This window comes from Actinomadura sediminis (assembly GCF_042675525.1).
In the GTDB taxonomy this organism is placed as follows: domain Bacteria; phylum Actinomycetota; class Actinomycetes; order Streptosporangiales; family Streptosporangiaceae; genus Spirillospora; species Spirillospora sediminis.
In genome coordinates this window covers 94070-103575 of the sequence record NZ_JBHTJA010000016.1, presented here as the reverse complement: position 1 = coordinate 103575, position 9506 = coordinate 94070, and the positions used below count along the sequence as shown (strand labels likewise).

Below are 9506 nucleotides of genomic sequence, written 5' to 3'. Positions count from 1 at the left end.
GGTGCCGCTGGTGCGGGGCGCGGCCGACGACGTCGGCGCTGCGGGCGGCGGCGCGGGCGCCGCGGCCCCGGAACGGCCGGCGGGCCCGCCCCCGGAGGGCGCCCCGGGATGGCGGCGGGCGTTCACCGGCAAGGACCTCGGGCTGGACGTCGCGGGCGGCCTGCTCCTCGTGAACGCGTCCGGCAGCACGGACGAGAGCGTGGACAACGACGTCCGGGCCCTGGATCCGCGCGACGGCACGGTGGTGTGGGAGCGCACGGGCACCGTCGCCCGGACCGGCAAGGACACCGCCCGTGACGACGTGTACCTGACGGACGTGAAGGGCGAACGGGTGCGCGCCGTGCGAGCGTCCTCCGGTCGCACCCGCTGGACGTACGACTTCGTCGACGACTTCGAGTATTTCGAGGGCCCGGGCGACCTGACGGCGTCCGGCCCGGTGGTCTGCTTCCGCATCTCGCGGCACGGGAGGGACCCGGCCGAGCAGATCGGCGCGCTGGGCCGCGACGACGGGCGGCGGCGCTGGACGTCGGAGCCCATGGAGGATCTGCACGCGGTCACCGCGGGCGGAGGGCTCGTGGTGGCGGCGACGGCGACCTCGCTCGCCGCGCTCGACGTCTCGACCGGAAAGCGCCGGTGGCGGCGGGCGATGGAGTACGGCGACCACCTGATCGCCGGCCGGGACACGGTGTACGCCTGCGACCGGCTCGGCACGCTCCACGCGCTGCGCGCCGCCGACGGCGGGACCGCCTGGACGCACCGGAACGCGGCCGCGTGGACGGCGCGGCTCGGCGGCGGGCGCGTCTACCTGGAGGGCGCGGACGGCGAGGTCCTCGCCCTGGACGCGGCGACGGGACGGACGGCCTGGTCGCGCCGGGTCGCGCGGCTGGAGGACGTCCCGCGCGCCCAGTCGACCGCGTTCCGGCTCGCCGGGGGGATCTTGTACGCAGCGTGCAGCGACGGCACACTGTACGCGTTGGACGCGGCCGACGGCCGCGTCCGCTGGATCTACGCGGCGGAGGAGATCCGGCGCGGCGCGCCCGCGAGCGTCGCCGGGCTGGTGCACGTCGCGACGGCGGACGGGCACGTGCGCGCGATCGTCCCGCCCGATTCCCCCGGAGGATGACGTGCAGGCTCTCGAACGCGACGATCCCCGCTCGGTCGAGGTGTCGGGACGCGCGTACCGGCTGCTCGCGCGGCTCGGCGCGGGCGGCATGGGCACCGTCTACCTCGGCCGGTCCGCCGCCGGACGGGCCGTGGCGGTCAAGCTCGTGCACGCCGAGTTCGCCGCCGACCCCGCGTTCCGGGAGCGGTTCCGGCGCGAGGCCGAACTCTCCGGGACGGTCGGCGGCGGGTTCACCGCACCGGTCGTCGACGCCGACCCGGACGCCCCGGTCCCCTGGCTCGCGACCGAGTTCCTGCCGTCGGTGCCGCTGCGCGAGGCCGTCCGGTCCTGGGGCGCGCTGCCGCCCGGCGTCGTCCGGTACCTGGCGGCGGGCGTCGCGGACGCGCTGGTGGAGATCCACCGCGCCGGGATCGTCCACCGCGACCTCACGCCCGCGAACGTCCTGCTGACCGCGGACGGCCCCCGCGTGATCGACTTCGGGATCGCCCGCGCGCTGGACGCCGCCACGATCACGACCTCGGGGGCGCCGCCGGGCGCGCCCGGGTTCATGTCCCCCGAGCAGGCCGCGGGGGAGCCGGCCGGGCCGCCGAGCGACGTCTTCACGTTCGGCGCGACGCTGCTGTACGCGTGCACCGGCCGGGAGCCGTTCGGCGGGGACTCGTGGCACGAGCAGCTCCTCCGCGTCCGGTCGGAGCGGCCGCGCCTCGACCGGGTGCCCGACGAGTCCCTGCGGGCGCTGATCGCCGACTGCATGGAGCGCGAGCCGTCCCGGCGTCCGACCGCGGAGCGGATCGCGGAGCGGCTGGCGGCGGAGCCGTCCGGGACGGCCGCGTGGCCGGGCCCGATCGCGGCCGAGATCGACCGGCGCCGGCGGGAAGCCGCGAACCCGCCGGTCCCCGCCGCGCGACGGCCGCGCGTCCCCCGTGGCGCGGCCGTCGTCGCGGTCGCGGTCGTCGCCGTCGCGGTCGCGGCCGTCGCCGTCCTCCAGGGGCGCGACGGCCCGGCGGACCCCGCGGCTGTCTCCGCACCGCCGTCCGCGCCCACCGCCGCGCCGGCCACGAGCGCGTCCCCTGCACCGGCGGGCGAGCTGCGGTTCGAGCTGAGCGGCGACGGTGACGTCACGTCGCTGACGTACACGGTGAACGGCGAGTCCACGACGGTGGAGAACGTCGACCTGCCGTGGGAGACGACGGTGCCCGTCCCGGGTTCGGTGCCGCGGACCGCGTACGAACTGGAGATCGTCAGCGGCGGCGGCGAGATCCACTGGAGCGTCTTCGTGAACGGCCGCCCCAACGGCCGGGGCACCCTGGTCGGCCAGGGCAACGGCGGCGCCAGGGGCGTCTTCTGAGCGAGAGAAGGATGCGATCATGGCGCTGACAGCGGCCACCCGGAAGGTCGACTTCCTCCCCGCCGACGGCCCCGGCCTCGCCTACGGGCTCCCCCCGGCCGCCCCCGGCACCCTGTTCGTCCGCGGGCCGAACGGCGGGATGCGGGTCGCGCCGGACGCCGGGTTCACCGTGGTCTTCGGACGGTGCGAGCCCGAGGTCCACATCTGCGTCGGCGCGAACGACCGGCACGTCAGCCGCCGGCAGGGCCTGATCCGCCACGACGGCTCGCGCTGGATGCTCTACAACACCGGCAAGCGCGCCATCCGCTTCCCCGACCGGCTGGTGCTCGACGGTCACGAGGCCGAGCTCCCCACGGCCTACACGCCCCTGTTCGTCATCGGCCCGGAGCAGGAGCACCTGCTGGAGACGCGCATCGCCGCGCGTTCCCGCGCCGAACCGCCGGACCTCCCCGAACTCCCCACCGCCGACCCGGACGGCTCGCTGCTGCGGGACGACGTCGAACGGCTCGTCCTCGCGTGCCTGGCGCGCCGCTACCTCGCGCAGGAGCCGAACCCGGCGCCGCTCACGTGGGCGCAGGTCGCCGAGGAGCTGAACGTCGCCCGTCCGGACGAGGGGTGGAACGTCAAGCGGGCGCAGCGCGTCGTCGAGAAGGTGCGCCTGCGGCTCAGCGAGGACGTTCCGGGGCTCCGCGAGGAGGAGATCCCGCCGCCGATCGGCAACGCGCTCAACCACAACCTGATCATGGCGCTCCTCGTCCGCGCCGCGCTCGTCCAGACGGACCTGCTCCGGCTGGAGGAGTGATGCGCCGCCCGCACCTGCCGGGTGCGGGCGGCGTCGCGGGCCGGCGGGCCTTACTTGCGGCGGCCGCGGCGGGGCTTGTCCTTGGCGTCCTTGCCGGCCGGCTTCGCGTCCTTGCCCTTCGCGGGGGCCGGGGGCTTCGGGGCGTCCTTGCCGGGCGCGGACTTCCCGGCGCCCTGGTTCTTGACGGCCTCGATGGCGGCCTTCGCGGCGGCCGGGTCGAGGTACTCGCCGCCGCGCTTGAGCGGGGCGAAGTCGTCGTCGAGTTCGTAGACGAGCGGGATGCCGGTCGGGATGTTGAGGCCGACGATGTCGTCGTCGGAGATGTCGTCGAGGTGCTTGACGAGGGCGCGCAGGGAGTTGCCGTGCGCCGCGACCAGGACGGTCTTCCCGGCGGAGAGGTCGGGGACGATCGCGTCGTACCAGTACGGCAGCATGCGGTCGATGACGTCGGCGAGGCACTCGCTGCGCGGGATCAGCTCGGACGGCAGCTCGGCGTAGCGGAGGTCGTTGACCTGCGACAGCGGGTCGTCGTCCTTGATCGGCGGCGGCGGGGTGTCGTAGGAGCGGCGCCAGGTCATGAACTTCTCTTCGCCGTACTGCTCCCGCGTCTGGGCCTTGTTCTTGCCCTGCAGGGCGCCGTAGTGGCGCTCGTTGAGGCGCCAGGAGCGGCGGACGGGGATCCACAGCAGGTCGGCCACGTCGAGCGCGATGTTGGCCGTGCGGATGGCGCGCTTGAGCAGGGACGTGTGCACGACGTCGGGGGTGATGTCCGCGTCGAGGAGGAGGTCGCCGCCGCGGGTGGCCTCGCTCTCGCCCTTCGCCGACAGGTCCACGTCCACCCACCCGGTGAACAGTCCTTCGGCGTTCCAGACGCTTTCACCGTGCCGGAGCAATACCAGGGTCGCCATGGTGCAGAGCTTATCGAGCCGCCGGTTCAGTCACGATTCGCCGGGTCGGCGAACGACGCGAACGCCTGCAGGTTGGCGAGGCTCTCGCCGCGCTTGACGCGCCAGTCCCATTCGCGCTGGATGGACGTCTTGAACCCGCGTTCGAGGGCCTTGTCGAAGTTCTCGTCCGAGTAGGTCAGGACGCAGCCGAGGACCCGGTCGATCTCGTCGGGGCTGATCGACGCGAGCGGCAGCCTCCCGACGAGGTGGACGTCGCCGACGTCGTCGAGCGCGAACGCGACGCCGTACATGCGGCCGTTCTTCTCGAGGAGGAACCGGTAGAACTCGGCGTGGTTCTCGTCGGGACGGCGGCAGAAGAACGCCTCGACGTGCAGGCTGTGGTCCCCGACGATCAGCCACGTCATGGTGGCGAGCTTGCGCTTGCCGGGCAGCTTGACGAAGAACGCGCTGTCGCGCGGCTCGTCGAACTCGAGCTCGGCGTCGCGCAGGGTCTGCCGGATGGTCTCGACGGGGTTCATACGGTCACCTGCGGGACGAGTGCGGTCGGACGGGACATGGCACCGGTATACACGTCGAGGAGCGCGTCGACGGTGGCGTCCCATCCGAAGGAGCGGGCGTGTCGGACGGCGCCGCGGGCGAGGCGCGCGTGCACGGCGGGGTCCTCGAGGCGGCGGAGGACGGCCGCGTAGTCGGCGGGGTCGTGCCCGGGGATCAGCACGCCGGACTCGCCGTCGGCGACGGCGGTGCAGAGGCCGCCGACGCGGGACGCGACGACGGGCGTGCCGCACGCCTGGGACTCGACGGCGACGAGGCCGAACGACTCCGAGTGCGAGGGGACGACCGTGACGTCGGCGGCGCGGTACCAGTCGGCCAGCTCCGCCTGGGGCGACGGGGGCTCGAACCGGACGACGTCGGAGATGCCGAGCTCGGCGGCGAGCGTCTGCAGGCCCTCGGGGCGGCAGCGGGCGGAGCCGGAGGGGCCGCCGACGACGGCGACGACGAGCCGGGACCGCAGGGACGGGTCGTCGGCGAGCATGCGCGCGGCGGCGCGCAGCAGGACGTCCGGGGCCTTGAGCGGCTGGATGCGGCCGACGAACAGCAGGACGTAGGCGTCGCGCGGCAGGCCGAGGCGGCGGCGGGCGGGGCCGCCGCGCCGCGGGGACCGCTCGGGGCGGAACAGGCGGAGGTCGGCGCCGGGCCGGACGGTCGCGACGCGCGCGGGGTCGGCGCCGTAGAGGTCGATGAGCTCGCGCGCCTCCTTGGCGGTGTTGGCGACGAGCTGGTCGGCGGACGCGACGACCTGTTCCTCGCCGAGTACGCGGGCGTCCGGTTCGGGCTTGTCGCCGTCGGCGAGGGCGGCGTTCTTGACCTTGGCCATCGTGTGCATGGAGTGCACGAGCGGGACGCCCCAGCGGCGCTTGGCGGCGTCACCGGCCTGCCCGGACAGCCAGTAGTGGGTGTGCAGGAGGTCGTAGTGGCCGGGGTCGTGGGCGGCCTCGACCCGCAGGATGCCGGAGGTGAAGCCGCACAGGTGCCGGGCGAGGTCGGTCTTGTCGAGCTCCTCGAAGGGCCCGGCGACGACGTGCCGGACGAGGACGCCGGGGGCGAGTTCGGCGACGGGCGGGAGGGCGCGGGACGTGGCGCGGGTGAAGATGTCGACCTCGACGCCGCGTTCGGCGAGGCGTTTGGCGGTCTCGACGATGTAGACGTTCATGCCGCCGGCGTCACCGGTCCCCGGTTGATCAAGAGGGGACGTATGAAGACTTACCGTCGCAACCCGGTTGATACGACGCGGCACCGGACACCACCTCCGGTAGTGCAACCTATCCACCGCGCCGGGTGTTCCCCGAAGATGGTCTTCAATTGCGACATTCTCCGACAGTGAGCGACCTCACCGGCGCCCGCCCCCGGCCGCCTGAGAGGCTGGACGCATGCGGAAAACGGCGGTGGTGACCGGAGCGAGCAGCGGCATCGGGGCCGCGACGGCGAGGCGGCTGGCGGCGGAGGGGTTCAACGTCGTCCTCGCGGCGCGGCGCCGCGACCGGCTCGACGAGCTGGCGAAGAAGATCACGGACGAGGTGCCGGGCACGACCCTGGGCGGCCGGCCGGGACCGGCCGGCCCCGGAGGCGCCGTCGTGCCGGTGACGCTCGACGTGACGTCGCAGGAGTCGGTGGACGCGCTCGCCGCGGCGGTCGGCGGCTGCCACGTGCTCGTGAACAACGCGGGCGGCGCGGTCGGGCTCGACGCCGTGGCCGAGGCCGACCTGGACGACTGGCGCACGATGTACGAGACGAACGTGCTGGGCCTCGTCCGGGTCACCAAGGCGCTGCTCCCGAAACTGATCGAGAGCGGCGCGGGGCACGTCGTGAACATCACCTCGCTGGCGGGTCACGTCGCGTACGAGGGCGGCGCGGGCTACAACGCGGCGAAGTTCGGCGCGTACGCGGTGAACGAGGTCATGCGCCTGGAGCTGGTCGCGGAGCCCGTGCGGATCACGGAGGTCGCGCCGGGCCTGGTGAAGACCGAGGAGTTCTCGCTGGTCCGGTTCAAGGGCGACGCGGAGAAGGCCGAGAAGCCGTACGAGGGCGTGCCGGAGCCGCTGGTGGCCGAGGACGTCGCCGACTGCGTCGCGTGGGCGGTCACGCGTCCCCCGCACGTGAACATCGACCGGATCGACGTGCAGCCGCGCGTGCAGGCCGCGCCGTACAAGCTGCACCGCGAGGGCTAGCGCGGGGCGACGGCCGTCCAGGGGAGGGTGACCTCGCCGAGGCGCCAGCGGCGGCGGCCCCCGTAGGGCGGTGCGGTCAGCACGGGATGCGTGCCCGCGAGCAGCCGCACCGCCTCCACCCACCGGGCGCGCGGCCCGAACGCCGAGTGCGGCGCGGCGGTCGCCCAGGCCCGGTCGAACGCGGTGAGCAGCGCGTGGACGGGCTCGCCCGGGACGTTGCGGTGGATGAGCGTCTTCGGGAGCCGTTCGGCGAGGGACGACGGGCGGTCGAGGGTCGGCAGGTGCGCGGCGAACGTGATGGTGCGGGGCCCGTCGCGGTCGAGGGCGACCCAGACGGCGCGGCGCCCGGTCTCGGAGCAGGTGCCCTCGACGAGGACGCCGCCGGGCGCGAGCCGGCCGCGCAGCCCGTCCCAGGCGCGCCGGGCGGCGGGTTCGTCGTACTGGCGCAGGACGTTGAGGGCGCGGACGAGGACGGGCGGGCGCGGCACCGGCAGCTCGAATCCGCCGCGCCGGAACGACAGGCCCTCGTGGGGCCCGGTGGCGGCGAGGAAGTCGAGCCCGGCCGCGACCCGGTCGGGGTCGATCTCGATGCCGACGACGTCCAGGCGGGGTGCGACGGCGCGGAGCCGGGTGTAGAGCTCGAACGTGGTGACGGGCGACGCCCCGTAGCCGAGGTCGACGGCGAGCGGCCGGACGGCGGTGCCGTCGTACTGGCGGAGGGCGGGCCGCTGGGTGGCGGCGATCCAGCGGTCGACGCGGCGGAGCCGGTTGGGCGCGGTGGTGCCGCGGGTCGGCTCCCCCTGCGGCTTCTGCGGTCGGGCCATCGGGACATCGTCTCGCGACCACCCTGCCGAATGAGATTCGGTAAGCATTGGGTTACGGTGATTCCGGGTGCCCACGACCATCCCCGGAGGACCGCCGATGCCCCAGTCCGCCGAGCCGCGGCTCGCCGAGCAGCAGCTCGATCTGGCGACCCTGCACGAGGCCGTCGCCGCCGCGATCCCCGACCGCGAGTGCCTGGTGTGGCGCGACCGCCGGATGACCTGGCGCGAGGTCACCGACCGGACGCGGCGGCTCGCGAACGTCCTGCGCGCGCACGGGCTCGGCCGCCGGGACGGGCCGCACGAGCCGTGGGAGTCGCCGCACGACCATCTCGCGCTGTACCTGCACAACGGCCCCGAGTACCTGGAGGGCCTGGTCGGCGCGCACAAGGCCCGGGTGGCGCCGTTCAACGTCAACTACCGGTACGTGGACGACGAGCTGGCGCACCTGTTCGCCGACGCGCGGCCCGCCGCGATCCTGTACCACGCGCGGTTCGCGGGGCAGGTCGAGCGCGTCGTGCAGCGGCTGGGCGGCGCGCCGCCGCTGCTGCTCCAGGTCGCGGACGACTCGGGCGCGCCGCTCGCGCCGGGCGCGCTCGGCTACGAGGACGCGCTCGCCGCCGCGTCCGCCGAACCGCCCCCCGGCGTCCGTCCGTCGCCGGACGACCTGCAGATCCTCTACACCGGCGGGACGACCGGCATGCCGAAGGGCGTGCTGTGGCGGATCGGCGACCTGATGCACGGCCCGTTCCAGGCGCGCCGCCGGGACGGCGCGGCGCTCACCGACGTCGGCGAGGCCGTGGCGCGGGCCGTCCGGGGCGGGCACCGGGTGCTGGTGGCGCCGCCGATGATGCACGGCGGCGGCACTTGGTCGGCGCTCGGCGGCTGGTGCGGCGGCGCGTGCGTGATCTTCCCGCACCGGGTGGACGGGCTGGACGCCGACGACCTGATGGACGTCGCCGAGCGGGAGCGCGCGACCCGGATGCCGATCGTCGGGGACGCGTTCGCGCGCCCGATCGTCGAGTCGCTGGAGCGCCGCCCGCGCGACCTGTCGTCCCTGCGGACGCTGCTGAACTCGGCGGCCGGGATCAGCCCGGGCGTCAAGCGGCGGCTGCTGGAACTGGCCCCGGGGGCGCGGCTGGTGGACGTCCTCGGCTCGTCCGAGAGCGGCTTCTCGGTGACCCGGCAGGGCGCCGACGCGCGGTTCGCGCTGCACCCGGGCGCGGCCGTCCTCAGCGCCGACCGGACGCGCCGCCTCGCACCCGGCGAGGACGAGCTGGGCTGGCTCGCCAAGGGCGGCGGCTCGATCCCGCTCGGCTACCTGAACGCGCCGGAGAAGACGGCCGCGACGTTCCTGACCGTGGACGGCGACCGGCTCGTCGTGCCCGGCGACCGGGCGCGGCTGCTCGCGGACGGGACGGTCGAGGTGCACGGCCGGGACGCCACCACGATCAACACCGGCGGCGAGAAGGTGTTCGCGGAGGAGGTCGAGACCGTCCTGCGGGGCCTGCCGGGCGTCACGGACGCGCTGGTCCTCGGCCGGCCGAGCGAGCGGTGGGGCAGCGAGATCGTCGCGGTGGTCGGCCCGGCGGACGCCCCGGACGACGCGGCGCTGCGGGACGGCTGCGCTCCGCACCTCGCCCGCTACAAGATCCCGAAGGCGTTCGTGCGCACCGGGCGGACGCTGCGGCTGCCGAACGGCAAGGCCGACTACGCGGCGGCCCGGGAGTTGGTGGAAACCTCCCTCGACGGGCCGGGCGAGACCGGGGAATAGT

The 9506-nt window shown here is 74.9% G+C and carries 9 protein-coding genes; 5 read left to right on the top strand and 4 right to left on the bottom strand.

Going from position 1 to position 9506, the window contains the following annotated elements; genetic code table 11:
• The 3 genes from ACFQ11_RS11835 to ACFQ11_RS11825 all read left to right on the top strand — a co-directional run.
• A partial coding sequence (locus tag ACFQ11_RS11835) for an outer membrane protein assembly factor BamB family protein (RefSeq protein WP_378298208.1) occupies positions 1–1123 on the top strand: 1123 nt, incomplete at its 5' end.
• Position 1124: 1 nt separating this feature from the next.
• Positions 1125–2471, top strand: a complete 1347-nt coding sequence (locus ACFQ11_RS11830) for a serine/threonine-protein kinase (RefSeq protein ID WP_378298206.1) — start codon at positions 1125–1127, stop codon at positions 2469–2471.
• Positions 2472–2490: 19 nt separating this feature from the next.
• Complete coding sequence (locus tag ACFQ11_RS11825) at positions 2491–3273, top strand: FHA domain-containing protein (protein WP_378298204.1); 783 nt, start codon at positions 2491–2493, stop codon at positions 3271–3273.
• 50 nt (positions 3274–3323) lie between these two features.
• On the opposite strand, the gene ACFQ11_RS11820 is transcribed toward ACFQ11_RS11825, so the two are convergent.
• From ACFQ11_RS11820 to mshA, 3 genes are read right to left on the bottom strand one after another with little or no spacing between them, the layout of a single operon-like run.
• Positions 3324–4181 (bottom strand): phosphoglyceromutase, encoded by an 858-nt coding sequence (locus ACFQ11_RS11820; protein ID WP_378298203.1) that lies wholly within the window; start codon positions 4179–4181, stop codon positions 3324–3326.
• Between the two features lie 26 nt (positions 4182–4207).
• Positions 4208–4699, bottom strand: a complete 492-nt coding sequence (locus tag ACFQ11_RS11815) for a type III secretion system chaperone family protein (protein ID WP_378298201.1) — start codon at positions 4697–4699, stop codon at positions 4208–4210.
• A complete protein-coding gene (mshA, locus tag ACFQ11_RS11810) occupies positions 4696–5979 on the bottom strand; it encodes a D-inositol-3-phosphate glycosyltransferase (RefSeq protein WP_378298200.1) in 1284 nt (427 codons plus the stop codon). Before mshA ends, ACFQ11_RS11815 begins: the two co-directional genes overlap by 4 nt.
• Positions 5980–6112: 133 nt before the next feature.
• Between mshA and ACFQ11_RS11805 the strand changes: the two genes are divergently transcribed.
• Entirely contained in the window at positions 6113–6910 is a 798-nt protein-coding gene (locus ACFQ11_RS11805) for an SDR family NAD(P)-dependent oxidoreductase (protein ID WP_378298199.1), read from the top strand.
• Here ACFQ11_RS11805 and ACFQ11_RS11800 read toward each other — a convergent pair.
• Positions 6907–7734 (bottom strand): methyltransferase domain-containing protein, encoded by an 828-nt coding sequence (locus ACFQ11_RS11800; protein ID WP_378298197.1) that lies wholly within the window; start codon positions 7732–7734, stop codon positions 6907–6909. The genes ACFQ11_RS11805 and ACFQ11_RS11800 overlap by 4 nt on opposite strands.
• 97 nt (positions 7735–7831) lie before the next feature.
• On the opposite strand from ACFQ11_RS11800, the gene ACFQ11_RS11795 reads away from it, so the two are divergent.
• Positions 7832–9505, top strand: coding sequence for an AMP-binding protein (locus ACFQ11_RS11795; protein WP_378298195.1), 1674 nt, complete (start codon positions 7832–7834; stop codon positions 9503–9505).
• Position 9506 lies beyond the last annotated feature (1 nt).